At 71.7% G+C, this 22,284-nt stretch carries 13 protein-coding genes and 1 pseudogene; 6 read left to right on the top strand and 8 right to left on the bottom strand.

The features are described 5' to 3' along the window. Window positions 1-37: 37 nt before the first annotated feature. Window positions 38-2,230 (bottom strand): DUF6350 family protein, encoded by a 2,193-nt coding sequence (locus tag ACH4S7_RS08500; RefSeq protein WP_398520341.1) that lies wholly within the window; start codon window positions 2,228-2,230, stop codon window positions 38-40. A gap of 116 nt (window positions 2,231-2,346) precedes the next feature. On the opposite strand from ACH4S7_RS08500, the pseudogene ACH4S7_RS08495 reads away from it, so the two are divergent. Both ACH4S7_RS08495 and ACH4S7_RS08490 read left to right on the top strand, forming a co-directional pair. Next, window positions 2,347-2,556, top strand: a pseudogene (locus tag ACH4S7_RS08495) (helix-turn-helix transcriptional regulator); the annotation flags it as partial. A 630-nt stretch (window positions 2,557-3,186) separates the two neighbouring features. Beyond that, the gene (locus tag ACH4S7_RS08490) at window positions 3,187-4,170 is read left to right on the top strand and encodes a sigma factor-like helix-turn-helix DNA-binding protein (protein WP_398520706.1); all 984 of its coding nucleotides are present in this window, start codon (window positions 3,187-3,189) and stop codon (window positions 4,168-4,170) included. 150 nt (window positions 4,171-4,320) lie between these two features. Here the strand turns inward: ACH4S7_RS08490 and sucD are convergent, their stop codons facing one another. The 5 genes from sucD to ACH4S7_RS08465 all read right to left on the bottom strand — a co-directional run bounded on the left by sucD (window position 4,321) and on the right by ACH4S7_RS08465 (window position 11,748). After that, a complete protein-coding gene (sucD, locus tag ACH4S7_RS08485) occupies window positions 4,321-5,205 on the bottom strand; it encodes a succinate--CoA ligase subunit alpha (RefSeq protein ID WP_398520340.1) in 885 nt (294 codons plus the stop codon). A gap of 15 nt (window positions 5,206-5,220) precedes the next feature. Beyond that, window positions 5,221-6,396 carry an ADP-forming succinate--CoA ligase subunit beta gene (gene sucC / locus ACH4S7_RS08480; protein WP_398520339.1) on the bottom strand — a complete coding sequence of 392 codons (1,176 nt, stop codon included), beginning with the start codon at window positions 6,394-6,396 and terminating at the stop codon, window positions 5,221-5,223. Window positions 6,397-6,584: 188 nt separating this feature from the next. Further along, the gene (locus tag ACH4S7_RS08475; protein ID WP_398520338.1) at window positions 6,585-7,760 is read right to left on the bottom strand and encodes a VWA domain-containing protein; all 1,176 of its coding nucleotides are present in this window, start codon (window positions 7,758-7,760) and stop codon (window positions 6,585-6,587) included. Further along, window positions 7,760-10,615, bottom strand: a complete 2,856-nt coding sequence (locus ACH4S7_RS08470; RefSeq protein ID WP_398520337.1) for a DUF5682 family protein — start codon at window positions 10,613-10,615, stop codon at window positions 7,760-7,762. The genes ACH4S7_RS08475 and ACH4S7_RS08470 overlap by 1 nt, the downstream gene beginning before the upstream one ends. Further along, complete coding sequence (locus ACH4S7_RS08465) at window positions 10,612-11,748, bottom strand: AAA family ATPase (protein WP_398520336.1); 1,137 nt, start codon at window positions 11,746-11,748, stop codon at window positions 10,612-10,614. Before ACH4S7_RS08465 ends, ACH4S7_RS08470 begins: the two co-directional genes overlap by 4 nt. A 128-nt stretch (window positions 11,749-11,876) precedes the next feature. On the opposite strand from ACH4S7_RS08465, the gene ACH4S7_RS08460 reads away from it, so the two are divergent. Together ACH4S7_RS08460 and ACH4S7_RS08455 are read left to right on the top strand one after the other, a co-directional pair. Then, window positions 11,877-13,223 carry an SWIM zinc finger family protein gene (locus ACH4S7_RS08460; RefSeq protein ID WP_398520335.1) on the top strand — a complete coding sequence of 449 codons (1,347 nt, stop codon included), beginning with the start codon at window positions 11,877-11,879 and terminating at the stop codon, window positions 13,221-13,223. 273 nt (window positions 13,224-13,496) lie between these two features. Continuing rightward, window positions 13,497-15,146, top strand: coding sequence for a DUF5691 domain-containing protein (locus ACH4S7_RS08455; RefSeq protein ID WP_398520334.1), 1,650 nt, complete (start codon window positions 13,497-13,499; stop codon window positions 15,144-15,146). A gap of 307 nt (window positions 15,147-15,453) precedes the next feature. On the opposite strand, the gene ACH4S7_RS08450 is transcribed toward ACH4S7_RS08455, so the two are convergent. Beyond that, the gene (locus ACH4S7_RS08450; protein ID WP_398520705.1) at window positions 15,454-15,867 is read right to left on the bottom strand and encodes a cobalamin B12-binding domain-containing protein; all 414 of its coding nucleotides are present in this window, start codon (window positions 15,865-15,867) and stop codon (window positions 15,454-15,456) included. Between the two features lie 379 nt (window positions 15,868-16,246). Here ACH4S7_RS08450 and ACH4S7_RS08445 point away from each other — a divergent pair, with 379 nt between their 5' ends. Together ACH4S7_RS08445 and ACH4S7_RS08440 are read left to right on the top strand one after the other, a co-directional pair. Further along, complete coding sequence (locus ACH4S7_RS08445) at window positions 16,247-17,320, top strand: alpha/beta fold hydrolase (RefSeq protein WP_398520333.1); 1,074 nt, start codon at window positions 16,247-16,249, stop codon at window positions 17,318-17,320. 252 nt (window positions 17,321-17,572) lie between these two features. Continuing rightward, complete coding sequence (locus ACH4S7_RS08440) at window positions 17,573-19,339, top strand: M23 family metallopeptidase (RefSeq protein ID WP_398520332.1); 1,767 nt, start codon at window positions 17,573-17,575, stop codon at window positions 19,337-19,339. A 288-nt stretch (window positions 19,340-19,627) separates the two neighbouring features. On the opposite strand, the gene pcrA is transcribed toward ACH4S7_RS08440, so the two are convergent. Beyond that, window positions 19,628-22,126, bottom strand: a complete 2,499-nt coding sequence (pcrA, locus tag ACH4S7_RS08435; protein WP_398520331.1) for a DNA helicase PcrA — start codon at window positions 22,124-22,126, stop codon at window positions 19,628-19,630. Window positions 22,127-22,284: the final 158 nt, after the last annotated feature.

Below are 22,284 nucleotides of genomic sequence, written 5' to 3'. Positions count from 1 at the left end.
CATCGGGGTCACCGGCCCCTTATTCGGGGGCACTGACTCACCGGAGTCGGCTGCCAGGAGACTCCTCCGGCGGCTTCCCCACCTCGGCCGCGGCCCGCGGTCCGGGCCCGCCCGCCTCGTCCGTCCCGCCCGCCTCGCCGATCTTCTCGGATTCGGCGGACTGGACTCCCTTCGCCGGGAAGTCGCCTGGCGCAGAGGGCCAGGGGCTGGCGGGGGCGGCCCACGGCCTGTCCGGGGGCGGCCCCGCGCCACCCTCGGGGTCGGTATCCGGGCCGGGCGCCGCGACGACCTCCGGCCCGGGCCCGGGTCCGGGTACCGATTCGAGCCCGGGTCCGGGTCGTCCGGGTTCCGGCCTCGATTCGGGTTCGGGTTCCCGCTGGGGTTCCTGGGCGGGGTCCGGTCGGAGCACGGGTCGATCCTCAGGTACGGGGTTGTCCTCGGGTACGGGGACGGGGCGCACGGTCCCCGGCTCGGCGGCGGCGACCTCGGACCCGGCCGCCACCACCATCGGCTCGACCGGCTCCCGCTGCGGCGTGGACACCAGCTCCGACACGGGCTCGGACTCGGCCCCTGGCTCCGGCACAGGCTCCTGGTGCTGCTCCTGCTCTGGCACAGGCTCGGGCTCGGGCTCGGGCACAGGCTCCGCTTCCGGGCCAGTCCCGGACTTCGACGCCCCCGACAGCGGAAGCTCCGGCAGGAAGTCGTACGTCTCAAAGGGCCGGCCCTTCACCGCCTCAACCGCCGCCACCGGCTCCTTGACCGGCGCAGAGCCCGAACCCGACTCCGGACGCAGACCGGAACCGGGACTCGCATCCGAGCCGGAGGCCCCCGCGGCCCCCGACGCCGCCGACCCCGAAGCCAGTTCCACGCCCGCGCCGGACACCCGGACGAGCGCCGCCGCCGAGCCCCGCGCCGGCGGGGCCTCCGTACCACCCGTTCGGCGCCCCCTCCCTCGTACGCTCACGCGCCAGATCCGCAGGCACACCGCCACCGGGACGGCGATCACCGCCGACCAGAACAGCGCCGCCGCGCCCGTCAGCCACCACACCGGGCCGAACTGCGCCAGCCGGCCGGTCCCCAGCGCACCGCCCGAGGCCGCCCCCAGCAGCGCCATCAGCGCGCCACAGCCGACGGCTCCCAGCAGGGCGGTCAGCGCGGTCTCCCGGTTGGCTCGGTCACGGCCCCCGGGGCGATGCGTGGCACCCGCCGCCGTGAACCAGGCGATCACCAGCCCAGCCGCCACGGGCAACACCATCGCGGCCCAGTTCAGCAGGGTGCCCGGCCCTTCCAACGGCACCGCGGCGATCAGCGGGAACTGCGGCAGGGAGGGATCGCCGCCCACCGCCAGGGGGGTGGCGGTGGCGCCCGTACCGAGCGCGAATCCGGGGCCGAGACCGTACGAAGCCCCCCAGACCGCCGCGTTCGGCACCAGCGCCATGGCCAGGAGCAGCACCGCGAGCCGCCCCGACCAGTCCCCGGAGAGATGCAGAAAGGTGTCCTGAGTGGCATCCGCGTGCCACACCAGTGACGAGGCGACGAGCAGCGCGCCGCCGCCGATCAGTGTGAGTGTGGCGGCCACCGAGGAACGCACGGCCACGGTCGCCCGCGTACGGGCCGGCCCCAGCCAGACGGAGGGCGGCAGTCCGCGCGGGAACGACCCGGCGAGACGGCCGCTCGCCGTCCACACCCCGGCGACAGCCGCGAGCACGGTCACCAGCGGCAGCCGCACCAGGGCGGTCATCGGGTCCGCCGCCAGCGGACCGCTGGCGGCGTAACTCGTCGCGGCTGCTCCGACCAGCAGATATCCAAGGCTCACCGCCCACACCGTGCCCCGCGCCGACGGCCGTGGCCGCCGCACGTCGGGCAGCCGCCCGTCCCGCGCGGCGCGATGCGTCAGCCAGACGGGCAGTACCACCAGCAGCAGGGGTACGACGCCGATCGGCGTGGGCTGTCCGGAGAGGGTGTCCGCGCGCACCAGTTCGGCGCCGTGGGCGAGCAGCCAGAGCCCGGCCGCGACGCGCAGGGCGCCGCCAGGACCGCTGTCCGGGTACGGAGAACTGATCCACACCACCGTCACCAGGACGGCGAACACGCCGAGCCCGAGCCCAGCGGCAGTGGCACCCCGTACGAAACACGCGGTCAGGGCCGCTTTCCGGCCACCCTGCACAAGGACCGGAGCGAGGACCGGAGCCTTGGGGTGCGACGGGTCGTGATCGGTCGTCTGGGTCACGCGGCCATGCTGCCAACGACACGCGCTCTATCCATGTAACGGGCGAATGCCCGTTGTGTCGCTCAAGATACGTTTATGTACTTTTATGCCGAGTGCAGCGCTTAGGGGAGCCTCTCATGACCCAGAGCACGACACACTCCGCTTCCGGCCTCCCGCTGCCTTCCCCCAAAGAACGGCGCAGGCTGCGGGAGGCGAAGTCGATGAGCGAACAGGAGGTCGCGACGGCGATCGGCGTCACCAGGGCGACCGTGCGCGCGTGGGAGACCGGCCGCAGCGAGCCACGGGGCCGCAGACGCGAGGCGTACGCGAAGCTTCTGGGCGTCCACGGCAACGACACCGGTGCGGCGAACGGACCGACACCCGCACCGAACGCGCCAAACCGACCGAACGGACCGAACGCGCCGAACGCGCCGGGGACCTTGAACACGCCGCACGGCTCGGAGCCGGCCGAGGGACTGACGGCATCCCAGGCCCCGGAAGCAACAGGGGCGCCTGGCGCCCCGGACACCACCGGGGCGCCAGAGACATCCCCGTCCGGGCAGCCGAAACCGCCCCCCAGGGGCAAGCGGGGCAAGGGCAGGCGCCGGGCGGGACCGGTGGCGGCGCCGGAAGCGCCTCAGTCGGCTCATCCGTCTCATCCGGCCCCGTGGCAGCGCCCCAAGCAGCAACCACACTCACTCACACGGCCCACCCCCGCCCACAAACGCGCGCCCCGGCCGGTCCCACCGCATCCGCCGAAGGCCACGCCTCCACTCGTCCACTCGGCATCCCACCCGGAGCAACCACCGGCGCCGGAGCACCCGCCCCAACCGGCAGCGCAGGCTGCACAGGGATCACCTGAACCACCGAAACCACAGGGATCAGCGCGATCACAGGGATCAGCGGGGTCACAGGGGTCACAGGGGTCACAGGGAGCCGATACGGCAGCGGAGACCGCGGCTGCATCGTCACCGACGGTGGCAGCGGTACTGGCGGAGGACACGGAGACGGCCCCGGCCGAGCCGACGACTCCAGAAGGATCGAGCCCCGAAGGCCAGAGCCCGGAAGGTCAGGAGCCGGGAGGTCAGAAGCCGGATGGCCAACCGCCAGAAGGGCAAGAGCCCCGACGGGGGCGGCGGGCGAGTTGGACGACGGAGGAGTGGCGCGCGCCCGCCGATGCGTTCGACGCGCTCTACGCACACGCCGCCCACGACCTCGTACGACAGACCTTCCTGCTCTCCGGGCGGCGACGGCTCTCCCACGACTCCGTGGAACGTGCCTTCCACCTCGCCTGGCAGCGCTGGCCCGAGGTCGCCCGCGACCGGGACCCGGTGGGGTGGGTGCGGGCCGCGTCGTACGAGTTCGCCATGTCACCGTGGCAGCGGCTGCGCCCCGCCCACCGGCACCCCGACACCCCGCCGCTCGACCCGGACCGACGCGCACTGCTCGAAGCGCTGCTGGAGCTGCCGCCCCCGTACCGCCGGACCTTGCTCCTCTACGACTGCCTCGGTCTCGACCTGCCCGAGACGGCCGCCGAGACGGAGGCCAGCACACCGGCCGCGGCCAATCGGCTCCTGCACGCGCGGGAGGCCATCGCCGAGCGGCTGCCGGCGCTCGTCTCGCCGGACGTACTGCACGAGCAGTTGATCGCGCTGGTGAACGCCTGTCCCATGCCCCAACCGGTGCCCGCGCGGACCGTGCGGGAGGGCAGCGAGCACCATGTCTGGTTCTGGACCAGGACCGCGCTCACGGTCACCGCGATGATCATCGGGGCCACCAGCTTCACGCTGATCACGGCACCGACCGGCTATGAACCGGAGGTCGCACCGGGCCAGCGGGTGGAGGGCGTACCGGCGCACGCCGGCCCCCAGCCGCTGACGGAACAGGGCCGGGAACTGCGCGGGAAGCTGCTCTCCGAGCCGGCCCACGGCCCGGAGCGGCTCGTCCCGCAGATCCCCTGACCGCGCCGGGAGATCCCCGACCGCGCCGGGGGATCCCGACCGCGCCGGATGACGGGCCTCGGTCCGCGCGGTGGGGACATATGTTGGGCCCGCGCCTCGTGATCGAGGCGCGGGCCCACACATGGGTGTTACCGCGGAGCGGGAGTGAGATCAGCCCTTGAGCAGCTCTCGCGCCAGCTTGGCGGTCTCGGTCGGAGTCTTGCCGACCTTGACGCCCGCGGCCTCCAGGGCCTCCTTCTTCGCCTGCGCGGTGCCGGACGAACCGGACACAATGGCGCCGGCGTGGCCCATCGTCTTGCCCTCGGGGGCGGTGAAGCCCGCGACGTAGCCGACGACCGGCTTGGTGACGTTGGCCTTGATGAAGTCGGCCGCGCGCTCCTCGGCGTCGCCGCCGATCTCGCCGATCATCACGATCAGCTCGGTCTCCGGGTCGGCCTCGAAGGCCGCGAGCGCGTCGATGTGGGTGGTGCCGATGATCGGGTCACCACCGATGCCGACGGCCGAGGAGAAGCCGATGTCCCGCAGCTCGTACATCATCTGGTACGTCAGCGTGCCGGACTTGGAGACCAGGCCGATCCGGCCGGGCTTGGTGATGTCGCCCGGGATGATGCCCGCGTTGGACTGACCGGGGGTGATCAGACCGGGGCAGTTCGGGCCGATGATCCGGGTCTTGTTGCCCTTGCTGGTCGCGTAGGCCCAGAAGGCGGCGGAGTCGTGCACCGCGATGCCCTCGGTGATCACGACGGCCAGCGGGATCCCGGCGTCGATCGCCTCGACGACGGCGGCCTTGGCGAAGGCCGGGGGCACGAAGAGTACGGAGACGTCGGCCCCGGTCTCCTTCATCGCCTCGGCGACCGAGCCGAAGACGGGTACGGAGGTGCCGTCGAAGTCGACGCTCGTACCGGCCTTGCGCGGGTTGACGCCGCCGACGATGTTGGTGCCGTCACCCAACATGAGCTTGGTGTGCTTCATGCCCGTGGCACCGGTCATGCCCTGGACAATGACCTTGCTGTCCTTGGTGAGGAAGATAGCCATGGTGGTCTGAATCCCTTACTTCGCCGCGAGCTGGGCGGCCTTGTCGGCCGCGCCGTCCATGGTGTCCACACGCTGCACGAGCGGGTGATTGGCGTCGGAAAGGATCTTGCGACCCAGCTCCGCGTTGTTGCCGTCGAGGCGGACGACCAGCGGCTTGGTGACGTCCTCACCCTTGGTCTTCAGCAGCTCCAGGGCCTGGACGATGCCGTTGGCGACCTCGTCACAGGCGGTGATGCCACCGAAGACGTTGACGAAGACGGACTTGACGTCCGGGTCGCCGAGAATGATCTCCAGGCCATTGGCCATGACCTCGGCCGACGCGCCACCACCGATGTCGAGGAAGTTGGCGGGCTTGACACCGCCGTGCGCCTCACCGGCGTAGGCGACGACGTCGAGGGTGGACATGACCAGCCCCGCGCCGTTGCCGATGATGCCGACCTCACCGTCGAGCTTGACGTAGTTGAGGTTCTTGGCCTTGGCGGCGGCCTCCAGCGGGTTGGCCGCGTCCTTGTCCTCCAGCGCCTCGTGCTCCGGCTGGCGGAAGTCGGCGTTCTCGTCGAGGGAGACCTTGCCGTCGAGGGCGATGACCCGGCCGTCGGCGACCTTGGCCAGCGGGTTGACCTCGATGAGGAGGGCGTCCTCGGCGATGAAGGTCTTCCACAGGGTCACCATGATGTCGGCGACCTGCTCGGCGACCTCCGCCGGGAACTTCGCGGCGGCGACGATCTCGCGCGCCTTCTCCAGGTCGACGCCCTCATTGGCGTCGACCGGGACCTTCGCGAGGGCCTCGGGCTTGGTGGCCGCGACCTCCTCGATGTCCATGCCGCCCTCGACGGAGGCCATGGCCAGGAAGGTGCGGTTGGTGCGGTCGAGGAGGTACGAGACGTAGTACTCCTCGGCGATGTCGGGCGCGGTCTCCGCCAGCATGACCTTGTGGACCGTGTGGCCCTTGATGTCCATGCCGAGGATCTGACCGGCCTTCTCGACCGCCTCATCCGGGCTGGCGGCCAGCTTCACGCCACCGGCCTTGCCGCGGCCGCCGACCTTGACCTGCGCCTTGACGACCGAACGGCCGCCGAGACGCTCGGTCACTGCGCGCGCCGCCTCAGGCGTATCGATGACTTCACCGGCCAGCACCGGTACACCGTGCTTGGCGAAGAGGTCCCTCGCCTGGTACTCGAACAGGTCCACGCGCGTCCGTCCCTTTTCTGATGATCGCGGTTCGTTTTCTGCGTGGGCGTGCCGCGAAGGGCAACGTGACTGCGATGTCACAAGGGAGGCGCACACGGTGACCGGGCACGCGGCATGTCCGTCTCGCAGGTTATCCCCGCGGAACGTGGGTCCCTAAATCCCAGCTCACACATGAGTGGTGATAACGGTCACAGATCGGGTATGGGGAGTGGCCTCTTCTCTATCGCCGCCGCCATGACATCGGGGAAGAGATCCGGTGTACAGGCGAAGGCGGGGGCGCCCAGCGCGGCGAGTGCGGCGGCGTGCTCACGGTCATAGGCGGGTGTCCCCTCGTCCGACAGTGCGAGCAGCGTCACGAACTGCACCCCCGACGCCTTCATCGCCGCGACCCGCTTCAACATCCCGTCCCGGATGCCACCCTCGTACAGATCGCTGATCAGCACGACGACGGTGTCGGCGGGACGGGTGATCCGCGACTGGCAGTAGGAGAGCGCCCGGTTGATGTCGGTGCCGCCGCCGAGCTGGGTACCGAAGAGGACATCGACCGGGTCGTCGAGCTGGTCGGTGAGGTCGACGACCGCGGTGTCGAAGACGACGAGCCGGGTCGCGATGGAGCGCATGGAGGCCAGGACGGCGCCGAACACCGAGGCGTAGACGACGGACGCCGCCATCGAACCGGACTGGTCGACACAGAGCACCACCTCCTTCTTCACCGACTGGGACGCCCGCCCGTAGCCGATCAGTCGTTCGGGGACGACGGTGTTGAACTCGGGGACGTAATTCTTGAGATTGGCCCGGATCGTACGGTCCCAGTCGATGTCCCGATGGCGGGGCCGGCTGATCCGGGCGGAGCGGTCGAGTGCCCCGGTGAGCGTGGACCTGGTGCGGGTGGCGAGCCGCTTCTCCAGGTCGTCCACCACTTTGCGGACCACGGCCCTGGCGGTCTCCTTGGTCGCCTCGGGCATCACCTTGTTGAGGGAGAGGAGGGTGCCGACGAGGTGGACGTCCGCCTCCACCGCCGCCAGCATCTCGGGCTCCAGGAGCAGGGTGGAGAGGCCGAGCCGGTCGATGGCGTCGCGCTGCATGATCTGCACGACCGAGCTCGGGAAGTAGGTCCGGATGTCGCCGAGCCAGCGGGCGACGGAGGGCGCGGAGGCGCCGAGGCCGGCGCCGCGCGAGCCTCCGGGGCCGCCCCTGCCGTCGCCCGCGCCGTCGGTCCGGCCGTAGAGGGCGGCGAGGGCCCCGTCGATCCCCAGGTCAGCGGGGGCCAGTGGGCAACCGGTGCCGTCGGCGGGCCCACCGCCGAGGACGAGCCGCCAGCGCCGCGAGCGCTCGTCCGCCGCTGTCTGCTCCACTGTGGACATCACTGCCCCACCCCCGCGAGGTCGTTCGCTCCGCCGCCTACCGCACTCTCACCGGCCGGGCCGCCGACGGCCCCATCGCCGGTCCTACCCCCGCCCGCCGGACGCTCGCCGGTCCCGCTGTCTCCGGTCGGGCTGCCACCGGTCGGACTGTCGCAAGCCGGACTGTCATCGGTCGTACTGCCATCTGCCGGACTGCCATCGGCCGGTCCGGCACCGGCCGGTCCGGCACCGGTCGAGGCGTCACCGGTCGAGGCGTCACCGGTCGAGGCGTCACCGGTCGAGGGGACACCGGTGTCGAGGCCGAGCAGCAGTCGGAGCACCGGCATGACGGCCTCCGCCCGCCCGCGATCCGGATCGGGGCCGAAACCGGGCACCTCCGCGCCGGACCGGGCCGGACCGCCCGGAGCCGCCACCGGGCCGCGCCGGACCAACTCGCCCAGGGTGCGCCGGACCCCCGGCTCATAGCCGGAGAAGGTGCGCCGCAGCAGCGGCAACACATCGATGAACGCCTCGGCGGGCACTCCGGTCAGCCAGGCGTCGACCAGTCCGAGCAACCGCTCGTCATGGACCAACAGCATCCCGCCGCCCGACCCCCCGCCGATGAACCCCTCGATCCATGCGGCGGCCTCGGTGGGCGGGGTGCCGGAGGAGAGCGCGAGGCTCATGAACCGCGCGGCCTCCCGCTCGTCGAGCCCTCCGTCGTCCAGGAGGAGCCGGGCGGACCGGCCCCGGATCACGCCGGACACGGTGTCCCGGGCGGCGAGCCCCCTCAGCACGGAACGCCAGCGCCCGACCAGCTCGGCCGCGTCCGGCAGCAGTCCCGTCGCCCTGTGTACGGCGTCCAGATGACCGCGCATCCGGGCCGCGCCCTCCGCGTCGAGCCCAGTGCAGGCGGGCGGCAGACCGACACAGATCCGCTCGGCGAGACCGGTGGCGACCTCGGCGAGGGCCGCGGTGTCGGTGGCCCGCACGTCCCCGTATCTCAGGGAGCGGGCCAGGGCGGGCAGGGCCTGGGCGAGATGACCGACGTCCGTGTCGAGCGCGGCGCGGTCGGCGAGCGCGCGCATCACCACGGGCAGTGCGTCGGTCAACTCCGCCAGCAGACACTGCTCGGCGAGCGTCGTGAGCTCGGCGAGAGTGGTGGTCGTGCCCGCCACGCTCGCCGCCTTGGCGCTGGCCGCGGAGGGGACCGTGGTGCCCCAGGCCCCGGCCTCGGCGACCCGGACGTACAGCTCAGGTCGCCACACCAGCCGCCAGCTCTCCCGGAAGGTGCCGGTGCCGGCGCGTCCGGTGACCGGCTCGCCCCAGCCGACTGAGAGCAGCCGGAGCCGGTGCAGCAGCCGGCTCTTCGCCGCGTCGGTCTCCTTGCGGAGATCCAGCTCCAACTCCCGCTCCAGCGCCTCCGGCTTGAGCCGCAGGCTCCGCTGGATTCTGTTGATGTCCCGCTGGAGCGGCACCGCGGGCGCGGTGTCCGGGACCTCTCCGATGACGTCTCCGACGATGAGCCGGTCCCGGATGAGGTCGAGCGGCACATCGGAGCCGTCGCACATCACCGCCCGTACCGCGTCGATGGTCTCCGTCAGCCCCGCGAGTGGACGCCCCCGCATGGCGGCGAGGGTCTCGGCGAGCCGGACGGCCTCGATGACATGGGCGGACGACACCGGCCGGCCCTCGTCCCTGAGCAGCCCGGCGACGCGGACCAGCCAGCGCTCGATGGGCCGGTCGGGTGCCTGGAAGAGGTTCCCGTACCAGCCGGGCGATTCGATGCCCGCGCCGTAACCGCTGTGCCGGGCCAACCTGCGGTGGGTCCAGGGCACCCAGGTCAGCTCGGTCCTGACCTTGGGCAGACCCTTGAGGAGGGCCTTGTCGGCGGCGATGGTGGTCTTCGCCGCCAGCGCGGGCACATGCCAGGCCCCACAGACGACGGCGATCCGATCCCCGAATTCCTTGCGAGCGGCCCGCAGCCGGAGCCGCATATGGGCCTCGCGGACGAGGTCCCGCTCGTGGCCCCCGTGTCCATACGTCGCGCGCAGGGTGGCCATGGCCTCCCCGAGCGCGGCGAACGGGGCGAGCGGATCGCCGTCGCCCCGGCCGCGGTGCTCGATGACGTCCTCCCACCACCGCTCGGGGTCGTCATACCCGGCGGTACCGGCGAGCACGGCGATGGGATCGATCCGGATGCCCGCGCCGGCGTCCCCCGGCGGTCCGGGGTCGGGATCCGGTGCCGGATCGGAGACGGGCCCCCGCTCGGTGGCGGGATCGGTGCCTTGCTCGGGGCCGGTGGCGGGGTCGGTGGCGGGCCCCCGCTGAGGGTGGGTAGTGAGTCCCGGCTGATGGTCGGTGGCGGGGTCGGCGGCGGGGTCGGCGGCGGCTCCGGCCCACGCCCGCGCGCCGTCCGGCACGGCGTCCCACTCCGGATCGCCCGCCCGACGGCTCCGGGCGCCCTCGGTGACGACATCCCACTCCGGGTCCACGGCCGCGGTCCGGGCGGCGGCTTCCCCCTCCGCCGCCTCAGCGGCCTCCTCAGCCGCCGCCAGCGCCAGTGAGTGCGCGGCCGGGAGGTCGATGAAGCGCACCGGGACGCCATGCTCCAGGGCCCAGCGGATCGCCACCCACTCCGGCGAGAACTCCGCCAGCGGCCAGAACGCCGCCCGGCCGGGATCGTCCACCGCATGGGCCAGCAGCGCGACGGGCGGTCGCATCCGGTCGTCGGCCGCCAGCGGCAGCAGTGCGTCACCCTCGGGCGGGCCCTCGATCAGCACGGCGGACGGCGCCGAAGCCGCCAGCGCGGACCGGACCGCACGCGCCGAGCCGGGTCCATGGTGGCGGACTCCGAGCAGCAGGGGAGCGGTCATACGCTCACCTCACGGCAGGCACGGTAGAAGTCCTTCCAGCCGTCCCGCTCGCGAACCACCGTCTCCAGATACTCCTGCCATACGACGCGGTCCGCCGCCGGGTCCCGGACGACGGCGCCGAGAATGCCGGCGGCCACGTCACCGGAGCGCAGCACCCCGTCACCGAAGTGCGCGGCGAGGGCGAGCCCACCCGTGAGGACGGAGATCGCCTCGGCCGTGGAGAGCGTGCCCGAAGGCGATTTGAGCTTGGTGCGGCCGTCGGCCGAGACCCCTTCTCTGAGCTCCCGGAAGACGGTGACGACCCGGCGGATCTCCTCCAGGCCCTCGGGCACGGCGGGCAGGTCCAGCGAACGACCGATCTGGTCGACGCGCCGGGACACAATGTCGACCTCGTCATCGGGCGTCGCGGGCAGCGGCAGCACGACGGTGTTGAAGCGGCGGCGCAGCGCGCTGGAGAGTTCATTGACTCCGCGGTCGCGGTCGTTGGCCGTGGCGATGATGTTGAACCCGCGGACCGCCTGCACCTCCTCTCCCAGCTCGGGGATCGGCAGGGTCTTCTCGGACAGGATGGTGATGAGCGAGTCCTGCACATCCGCCGGGATCCGGGTCAACTCCTCGACCCGCGCCGTCATGCCGTCGGACATGGCGCGCATGACGGGGCTGGGGACGAGCGCGGCCCGGCTCGGGCCGTGGGCGAGCAGGCGCGCGTAGTTCCAGCCGTACCTGATCGCTTCCTCGGGGGTGCCCGCGGTGCCCTGGACCAGCAGGGTGGAATCACCGCTGACGGCCGCCGCCAGATGCTCAGACACCCAGGTCTTGGCGGTGCCCGGCACTCCGAGCAGCAGCAGCGCGCGGTCGGTGGCGAGCGTGGTGACCGCGACCTCGACGATCCGCCGCGGGCCGACGTACTTGGGGGTGATCACCGTACGGTCGGGCAGTGTGCCGCCGAGCAGATAGGTGGCGACGGCCCAGGGGGACAGTCGCCAACCGACGGGGCGCGGGCGGTCGTCGGCCGCGGCGAGTGCCGTCAGCTCGGCCGCGAAGGCGTCTTCCGCGTGCGGTCGCAGGGCCTGGGCGCCGGTGTCCGCGGCAGCCCCCGCACCGACGCTCGCGCCGGTTTCGGACACGGTCATGTCTCCCCCTCCAGATCGTCGACCCGATGTGGTTCCCAGCCTGCACCACGCCACTGACAATCGACCCCGGACCGGGCGTCGTTGCAGGTCAGAGCCGATTGTCAGTGGTAGCCCGTACCGTCGGAGACATGAATCAGCAGGGGGTGCGCTGGACGTCGGAACAGGTGCTGGCACTTGCTCCTGACGACGCGTCACGTAAGGCGGGAAGCAGGCTGAACACGTCCGGCCCATGGTCGGACGCGGGCGTCAACAACGCGGGGGTTGTATGGGGCTTGTGCAGGGGCAGTGGAAGCAGGCCGTATCAGACAGTCGTCGACACCTCGGGCCCGGCGTACAAGTGCGGTTGCCCGAGCCGGAAGTTCCCGTGCAAGCACGCGCTGGGGCTACTGCTGCTCTGGTCGGCGGAGGACGAAGCAGTGCGGGCCGGCAGCGCGCCGGACTGGGCGGAGGAGTGGCTGGAGAGCCGCCGCGAGCGCGCGTCGGAGAAGAAGGGGGAGCCGGGCGAGGGGCCGTCAGGTGCTGCCGCCGACCCGGCGGCGGCCAGGCGCAGGGCGGAGCTTCGGGCCGGACGGATCAGTTCGGGGGCGACGGAATTGGAGCAGCGTTTGGAGGATCTCCTGCGGGGCGGTCTGGCCGCGGTCGAGCGGGAGGGGTACGGCCTCTGGGAGGAGACGGCGGCCCGGATGGTCGATGCACAGGCCCCGGGACTCGCCGCGCGGGTCCGGGAGTTGGGGGCCGTTCCGGGGTCGGGCGCGGGCTGGCCGGTGCGGCTCCTGGAGGAGTGCGCGCTGATTCATCTGCTGGATTCGGCGTGGCTGGGCCGCGACCGACTGCCGGAACCGCTGGCCGCGACAGTGCGTACGAGGGTGGGCCTCACCTCGCCGGCCGCGGAGTCTCCGGTCCGGGACCACTGGCTGATCCTCGCTCAGTACGACTCGTCCGACGCGAGGATAACCACGCGCCGTATATGGGTGTACGGGAGGGAGTCGAGGCGCACCGCTCTGTTGCTGTCGTTCGGCGCGGCGGGCCGGGCACCGCTGCTGGCGCTGCCCGTGGGAAGGGAGATCGAGGCTGAGCTAATCCCGTACGCGGGTGCGGTTCAGCTCCGGGCCGAGCTGGGTGATCGGTTCGGGATGCCCGTCCCGACCGGATCCCCGCCACCGGGCGGATCGACATCGACGGCGCTCGACGAGTACGGACGGGCCCTGCGCGACGATCCCTGGCTGGACTCCTGGCCGGTGACGCTCACGGATGTCATACCGGTCCCCGACGGCGACGGCTGGCAGCTCGCCGACGCGGACGGCGGCTCCGCACTGCCGATCGCGACCGCTGCACTGTCCCGCTCGGGGCTGTGGCGGCTGGCGGCCCTGTCGGGGGGCGGGCCGGTCACGGTGTTCGGGGAGTGCGGCCACCGGGGTGTGACACCGCTGGCGGCCTGGTCGGGCGACGATCCGGCGACGATCACCCTCGTCTGACCGTCGCTCTCCGTTCCCTGGGCGACGGGTGCGGTGCGCCGGTGGAGCCGGAGGGGGCGGCACCGTTCCCCTCCGGCTCCACCGGAGCCCCCTCGGTTTCGGTCGGGCCCCCCGCGCCTACCTGTTGCTGGAGGCGGTCGGACGGCCCCCGGATGGCCATCGATCCCCACGCGCCGTTCAACCTCCCGCACAGCCCCGACCCCGACCCGACCCCCCGACCCTGAATCCCGACCACTCCACTCCCACACCCACCGTGACCGTCCGGAGGACGCCATGACCGGCATCACCGATACCTCGCTCTGGGAACAGCTCGTCACCACCGCCCTCCTCGGCACTGACCGCCGCACCCCACCGGCACCCGTCATGGCCGGGGGCAAGGAGGCGCCCGCGGCCCTGCTGGACGCGGCGGCGATCCACACCGTCCGACGGAGAGCGGGGCTTCGGCCGGCGAGCGCCGCCGCCCGGCCGGATCCCGCGCCGCACGACGGCCGGCCACTGCCGCCCGCACCGGCCGCCCGTCGGCTCGCGCAGTTGCTGGCGGACCGGTCCGCCCCGTCGTCGGGAGGCCGTCGGGGCACGGCTCCGGATCTCACCGAGCTGCTCCCGCAGTGGCTGGCGGCGGCCAATGCACGCGGATACCGAACACCACCGGTCCTGCTGCCCGCGCTGCTCGACGCGGCACGGGCGCGTACGGACCTCCGGCCCCAGGCTCTGGCCTTCGCCGGTACGCGGGGATTGTGGCTCGCCCGGTTCAATCCGGAGTGGAAGTTCGCGCTGCGCGGTTCGTCCGGCGGCGGCACCCGGCTCCCCGACGCGAGTGACACGGAGGCGGTCCACAAGCTCTGGGAGGAGGGGCTGTTCGCCGAGCGGGTCGCGCTGCTCGCGGCGGGCCGGAAGCAGGACGCGGGCGAGGCCCTGGCCCTGCTGGCCGGGACCTGGGCGACGGAGCGGGCCGAGGACCGGCTGATGTTCCTGGACTCGTTGCGGACCGGGCTGTCCGACGCGGACGAACCCTTCTTGGAGCAGGCGCTGGCCGATCGCAGCCGTAATGTCCGCGCCACCGCGGCCGATCTGCTCTCCGCGCTGCCGGGCTCCGCGCTCGCCGGTCGGATGGCCGAGCGGGCGGCGACCTGCGTCTCCCTGGACCGGGGCGGGGACGGTCCGGCGATAGCCGTGGAGGCGCCGCACGAGTGCGACGCGGATATGCAGCGGGACGGAGTGACCCGGAACCCGCCCACCGGCCGGGGCGAACGATCTTGGTGGCTCGGCCAGTTGGTAGCGGCCGCCCCCCTCGCCACCTGGACGGACCGGCTCGGGGGGCGGGGGCCTGAGGACATCGTCGCGCTGCCCGTCGCCGACGGCTGGGGCGAAGAGTTGCACGCGGCCTGGTGCCGGGCGGCGGTGCGCCAGCGGAATGCGGAGTGGTCCCGCGCACTCCTCGGCGCACCCGGCACTCCTCCGGAGACGGGCCCCGGCACCTCGTCGCTCGCCGAGCGGGCGAAGCTACTGGCGACGCTGGCGCAGGCGGAGCGGGCGGCCTGGGTGGCGGAGTTCATCGCCGCGCACGGACTGTCGGAGGCGTTCCAGCTCCTGGGCGTCTGCGCGGTGCCCTGGGCCGATCCGCTGGGGCGCTCGGTGGTCGACGCGCTCGACATCGCGCGGGAGGCGGGGAGCTATCCATGGAGCTTCAGTGGGGTGATGGGTCTGGCGGAGCGCTGTCTCTCCCCGTCGGAGGCGAGCCGTCTCGACCTATTGACGGCGACGCCGGACGAAGCGGAGGGCTCATCGCCGGGCGCGGGAGGGTATTGGTCGGAGGCGTTCCAGCGGCTGGTGTCGACCTTGCGGTTGCGGGAGACGATGCTGCTTGAGCTGTCCGCCCCCGCCGAGGCGACCGACCCGGTTGGGGGCGCGCCCCAGCGGTAGCCCGCCCGGTCCGGCCCTGTCCGGGGTCGGGACCACTCCGGACAGGGGCGGACCGGGCGGCCCCGAACAGCCCTGGACCACCCCGGACGGCCCCGGCCCACGCGGTCGGGCCCTCGCCGTCACACCCCGCGTTCACGCGTCGCGGTACGTCACCACCAGTCTCCCGGCGAGGACCCGAGCCCCCGGCCGACCGGGGGCAGTCCACGCCGGTCCGGGCCGGGGCAGTCCACGCCGGTCGGATCACGCCGGTCCGGGCCGGGGCAGTTCGGGCAGGCCGAGGGAGTCGGGTCGGGTCCGGGCCGGGGAATCAAGCGCCCGCCGGCTCCCGGACATTCGCGTTCACCCAGTCGACGATCGAGGTCGTCGTGGCTCCGGGCGTAAAGATCTCGGCCACCCCCAGCTCCTTCAGCGGCCCGATGTCCGCCTCCGGGATGATCCCGCCCCCGAACACCTTGATGTCCTCCGCCTCGCGCTCCTTCAGCAGCTCTATCACCTTCGCGAACAGCGTGTTGTGCGCGCCCGAGAGGATCGAGAGCCCGATCGCGTCAGCGTCCTCCTGGATGGCCGTCGTGACGATTTGCTCGGGGGTCTGGTGCAGGCCCGTATAAATGACCTCCATACCCGCGTCCCGAAGCGCCCGCGCGATCACCTTGGCCCCGCGATCATGGCCATCCAGCCCCGGTTTGGCGACCACCACGCGGATCGGCCCAGTCTCACCCATCGCTGCCTCCACCCAAACGACTCCGCCGCAAGTGAACGAACGTTATCTCCAGCATCCCGTACTCGCCCGTTTCACGGTGGGCCGGGAGGGGGAAATCACACAGTGGGACATGTTCGCTATGCGTCGTACCCGCGATCCACGGCCCCAAGCCGCGCGGGAATCGCCGCGAGGGAGCCGCTTCAGGCCCAGTCCCCGTGCCGGCAGCCGCACGACACGGTGACACGGCACCGTTGTCATGGACATCAGCCATCGACACCGAAGGAGAGACCGCACCACCCGACCCACCCCAAGACGTACGGGCAGTCCCTGAAGAGGCCCCCCTGAGGGCATACGAGGGACGGAGTGAAGCCGTCTCCCGCGTGTCGTACGGAGGTCGGCCATGAAGGTTCCGCCGTTCTTCCCTCTGAGCCTGCCGAGTCTGCGCCCCGACACCCTGCGTGCCACCGCCCTTGAGCTGGCGATCCTCGCCGGGCACGTACTGCTCTACCCCTCGGGTCTCGTATCCGAGCACGCGACCCCGGAGATCTTCGAAGACCCCACCCCCGACCCCCTCCCGACAGAACCCCTCCCGGCTGCCCCCCTCCCTTCAGCCCCCGGCCCCGACCCCGTCCCCAGCCGCTCCCCCGGCCCCGAAGGCGCTCCCGACCGCTCCACGGACCAGGCCCTCGACCCGACACCGGGCCCCGTACGGCACCGACGACCGGCCCGCGCCCCGTCCCCCCGCGGGCGTCCCCGCGCCGAGGAGGTCGGCGGCGCCGAAGAGAAGTCCGACGAGTCGGTCGAATCGGCCCCCACTCCCCTGCCGGTCGGCCACGAAGACCATCCGCCCGTCGTCATGCTCCACGGCTTCGTCGACAATCGCTCCGTCTTCGTACTGCTCCGGCGCTCCCTGGCCCGGCACGGCTGGCGGCATCTCGCCTGCCTCAACTACTCACCGCTGACCTGCGATATCCGCGCGGCGGCCGAACTACTCGCCCGGCACATCGAGAAGATCTGCGCCCGCACCGGCCGCAGCGAAGTCGATATCGTCGGCCACAGCCTCGGCGGACTGATCGCCCGCTACTACATCCAGCGCCTCGGTGGTGACCGCAGGGTCCGCACGCTCGTCACCCTCGGCACCCCCCATTCGGGCACGACAGTCGCCCCGCTCGCGAGCGCGCACCCCATCGTGCGCCAGATGCGCCCCGGCTCCGCCGTGATCGAGGAGTTGCGCGCCCCCGCGCCGGGCTGCCGAACCCGTTGCGTGAGCTTCTGGAGCGACCTCGACCAGTGGATGGTGCCGATCGAGACGGCCCGGCTCGACCACCCGGACCTCATCACGGAGAACGTGCGGGTCAGCGGCATCGGCCATCTCGCCCTGCCCGTGCATCCCGCCGTCGCCGCCGGTATCCGCCAAGCCCTGGAGACCAACGCGTCGGCGGCCGGCACCCCGGAGGTCATCTCGGTCGCCTGACGCCCCCTCTCCCACCGTCGGAGGGCACACCGCGCAACGGACTGTCGAACGAATTTCGAACATAGGGCCAAAGCTGCGTCCGGCGTCCCCCAAAAGACGCTCGAATGCCCGTTTCCTGATTGCCCAAAACCTCGGGAAGATTGTCGCCGTCGCATACCGCCGGGTACAGTCGCGCCACTGGTTCCCCTCTGGGACCCACGCGTTCCATGGCCCCAGAATCCAGGTCCTGCTGCCGAGGCGAGAGAGAAGTTGGTGAACGACCAGCACGCCCACGCCGGGTACGTCGGCCACGACAACACCCCCACAGGCAGCTTCGACGCCGATCCGCTCTTCGGTGTCATCCCGGGCGACCCGGGCGCCTCGCCTTACGAAGCCGGCCACAGCGGGCAGTACGACTCCTCGCAGTGGGACACCGGGTCGCACCAGACCACCGGCGGCTACGACCTCTACGCCACACCGCAGCAGGCAGAGCAGTTCCCCCCGTACGAGACCGCGGACCGGTACGACACCGCGGAGCAGTACGGCACGGCCGATCCGTACGACACCTCGGCTGGTCAGTACGACACGACCGGCCAGTACGCCGTTCCCGCCGAGTACGACCCGTCGGGGCAGTACGACGGCACCGGACAGTGGGACGCGTCCGCGTGGAACCAGTCCGGACCGCAGTCGGTCACGCCGGCCCAGTACGAAACGGCCGCGGCCACCTTCTCGTACGACACCACGGGACAGTGGGCCACGACCACCTTCGATACCGGCGCCTATGACGCCACCGCCTGGAACACAGGCGCCATGGAGACCGTCGTACCGGAGCAATTCGGCCACGAGCAGGACTTCAGCGCCGGGCGGGACTTCAGCGCCGAGCGCGATTTCCCGGCCGAGCGGGGCTTCACCGGCGAACCGGAGTTCGCGCCCGAACAGGATTTCGGGCAGCGGGAGGCCGGGCAGCCGGAGTTCACACCCGAGCGCGAGTACACGGCGGAGTTCGGTGACGAGTTCAGCGACGAACTGAACCAGCGGCTCGCCCGGGATGCCGGCCCCGATTCGCCCGACTACAGCGAGACCCCGGAGTACCGGCGCACCGACGACCCGACACCGGAAGACCTCGATCACCGGGCCGGCTTCCATGCCGAGCCCGGCACCGGCCAGGGCATCGACGGCGAATCCGACACCGGCGCCCACCCGGCCCTGGAGCCGGAAGCCGAACTGGACCCCATCGTGGGCGTGGCACCCGTCACCCCTCGCCCCGTACGCAGAGCCGGTACGAACGGGGGCCGCGGCCGCCGCCGTACCCCCGCCAAGCGCTCCGCGCTGCTGACCGTCGCCGTCCCCTCCGCCTGTGTGATGGGTGTCGCGGGCATCGCCGCCGCTTCCGTCGGGGGCCTCGCCAACAGCGGCGAGACCAAGAAGGACACCTCCACCCAACTCGCCGCCGCCGACACGCCGTCCGCGAAGTCGGTCGCCGCGAACAGCAAGATGGACACCCAGCTCGCCGCGCTCAGCGCCGAGGCCCGCGACTTCGGCGACCGCGCCTCCCGCACCCAGGAGCGCATCGACCTCAAGGTGCGCCAGGAGGCGGACCGGAAGAAGCGCGAGGATGAGGTCAAGCGCCGCGAGGCGCTGCGCCCCAAGTACGCCCTGCCGGTGAAGCAGAAGGGCCTGAGCACGTACTACGGCCAGTCCGGCATCAACTGGATGGCCCTGCACACCGGGATCGACTTCCCCGTCCCGTACGGCGCCGAGGTGTACGCCGCGACCGACGGCACCGTCCGTACGCAGTGGAACGGCGCCTACGGCAACATGATCATCCTGACCGCTCCCGATGGCACCGAGACCTGGTACTGCCATCTGAGCAGCGCGAAGATCCGGTCCGGGGCGGTCAAGGCGGGCGATGTCATCGGATACGCCGGCAACTCCGGCAACTCGACCGGGCCCCACCTCCACTTCGAGGTCCGTCCGGGCGGCGGTTCGACGATCAACCCGCTGAACTGGCTCCGGGGCCACGGCCTCGACCCGACGTAGGCTCCCCGGCGCTCCTCCGCACTCCACTCGCCGTCACGACGACGGCCGTCCCGAGCGAGGTCTCCACTTCACCGTGGAGGTCTCGCTCGTTCCACGACCCTCCGTCGCGCACCGGGCATCGGTCGTCTCAACGGCCTTCGGTCAGTCACCTGCTCTGATCGATCACCGACTCCGGTCCCCCGCCGCCGAGGGGACCATCGCCGGTCGGGGCCCATGAGCCGAGGCCCACCGGCCCCGGCCTGCCCAGCCCTGGTTCGGCCCCGCCCCGCCCCGGTGATCGGCCGCGACTCAGAGCTTGTCGACCGGCGCGTACCTCAGCAGCAGTCGCTTCGGCTTCTCGTCACCGAAGTCGATCGTCGCCTGGGCGTCCGAGCCAGAGCCCTTCACTTCCACCACGGTCCCCAGACCGAACTGGTCATGAGTGACCCGGTCACCGATCGCCAACGACACCACCGGCTTCTCTGACGCACCGCGCCGGGTGGCGAACCCGGAGGCGCCCGAGTTCCGTCCGCGCGACGACGGCGCCGAGGACAGCCGCCCCCCGAGACCGGCGGTCGGTCCGGCCGGTGCGGCCATCGGCCCCGTACGCTTCCACTCCAGGTGCTGTCCCGGGATCTCCTCCAGGAACCGCGACGGCGGGTTGTACGAGGGCTGACCCCACGCACTCCGCATCAACGACCGCGTCAGATAGAGCCGCTCACGGGCGCGGGTGATGCCGACGTACGCCAGCCGGCGCTCCTCCTCCAGCTCCTTCACCTCGCCGAGGGCGCGCATATGCGGGAAGACGCCGTCCTCCATACCGGTCAGGAAGACCACCGGGAACTCCAGCCCCTTGGCGGTGTGCAGCGTCATCAGGGTGATGACCCCGGAACCGTCCTCGTCCTCGTCCGGGATCTGGTCGGAGTCGGCGACGAGCGCGACCTGCTCCAGGAACTCGGAGAGGGTGCCGGTACCGGCCTCTTCCCCGTCGGCCGCCTCGCCGCGCCCCTGCTCGAACTCCAGCGCCACCGCGGCGAGTTCTTGAAGGTTCTCGATACGGGTCTCGTCCTGCGGGTCGGTCGACGCCTGGAGCTCGGCGAGATAGCCGGTCCGCTCCAGGACCGCCTCCAGGACCACCGCGGGACCCGCGCCGGAGTCGACGATCGTCCGCAGCTCTTCCATCAGCACGTTGAAACGCTTGACGGCGTTCGCCGACCGGGCGGCCATGCCGTACGCCTCGTCCACGCGGCGCAGTGCCTGCGGGAAGGTGACGCGCTCGCGCTGCGCGAGCGCGTCGATCATCGCTTCGGCCCGGTCGCCGATGCCGCGCTTGGGCACATTGAGGATGCGGCGCAGCGGGACGCTGTCCTCGGGATTGGACAGGACACGCAGATACGCGAGGACGTCCCGGACTTCCTTGCGCTCGTAGAAGCGGACCCCGCCGACGACCTTGTACGGCAGGCCGACCCGGATGAAGATCTCTTCGAAGACACGGGACTGTGCGTTCGTCCGGTAGAAGAGGGCGACATCGCCGGCCTTGGCGTCGCCCGCGTCCGTCAGCCGGTCGATCTCGTCGGCGATGAACTGCGCCTCGTCGTGCTCGGTGTCGGCGACATAGCCGGTGATCCGCGCGCCCGCGCCCTCGTTCGTCCAGAGGTTCTTGGGGCGGCGGCTCTCATTGCGCTCGATGACGGCGTTGGCGGCGGAGAGGATCGTCTGCGTGGAGCGGTAGTTCTGCTCCAGCAGGATCGTCGTCGCGTTCGGGTAGTCCTCCTCGAACTGGAGGATGTTGCGGATGGTCGCGCCCCGGAAGGCGTAGATCGACTGGTCGGCGTCGCCCACGACGCACAGCTCGGCGGGGGGCAGGTCCTCATACCCCGCGCCCACCAGCTCGCGCACGAGTGTGTACTGAGCGTGGTTGGTGTCCTGGTACTCGTCCACCAGGACGTGTCGGAAACGCCGCCGGTAGTGCTCGGCGACGTCCGGGAACGCCTGGAGCAGATGGACGGTGGTCATGATGATGTCGTCGAAGTCCAGGGCGTTGGCCTCGCGCAGCCGCCCCTGGTACATCCGGTACGCGTCGGCGAGCGTCTTCTCGAACCCGCCCCCGGCGCTCGTGGCCTGGTCGGCGTAGGTCTCCTCGTCGATCAGCTCGTTCTTGAGATTCGAGATCTTGGCGCTGAACGACTTCGGCGGGAACTTCTTGGGGTCGAGATCGAGGTCCCGGCAGACCAGCGCCATCAGCCGCTTGGAATCGGCCGCGTCGTAGATCGAGAACGAGGAGGTGAAACCGAGCTTCTTGGACTCACGGCGCAGGATGCGCACACAGGCGCTGTGGAAGGTGGAGACCCACATGGCGTTGGCGCGCGGGCCGACGAGCTGCTCGACACGCTCCTTCATCTCACCGGCGGCCTTATTGGTGAAGGTGATCGCCAGTATCTGTCCGGGGTGAACGCTGCGGGTGCCCAGCAGATGGGCGATCCGGTGGGTCAGCACCCGGGTCTTGCCCGATCCTGCCCCGGCGACGATGAGCAGGGGCGAGCCGGTGTGCGTCACGGCGGCGCGCTGCTCGTCATTCAGCCCTTCGAGGAGGGCGGCGGGGTCCACGACGGTGCGCGGGGCGCCGTCGCGGTAGTACGCGTCCCGGGCCGGAGGCACGTCGAAGGCGCCCTGGAAGAGATCGTCGGGAATCTCCTCGCGGGCCTGACCATCGGGGCCCTCATGGTCCTCGTGGTCCTCGGGCGGCGGGGGCTCCTCCGACTGGGGCTGGAGGTTTGCCAGGAAGTGATCGTCAAAGAGGCTGCTCATCGCTCTCCGAGTCTAGGCCGAGCCACTGACAGCTCGCCGCCGCATTCGCATTCCGCGGCGATCCGGTGGCGGCCCGAGGCCACTCGCGCCGCTCATGAGGGCCCGCCCCCGGCCGCCCGCCGGCCGGGGGGCGCCCCCCGGGCCCACCTCGATCACAG

The sequence above is a fragment of the Streptomyces sp. NPDC020965 genome, from assembly GCF_044333555.1.
Lineage (GTDB): Bacteria > Actinomycetota > Actinomycetes > Streptomycetales > Streptomycetaceae > Streptomyces.
The sequence above is the reverse complement of the archived record's forward strand: the minus strand, read 5'-3'. Positions and strand labels throughout refer to the sequence as shown.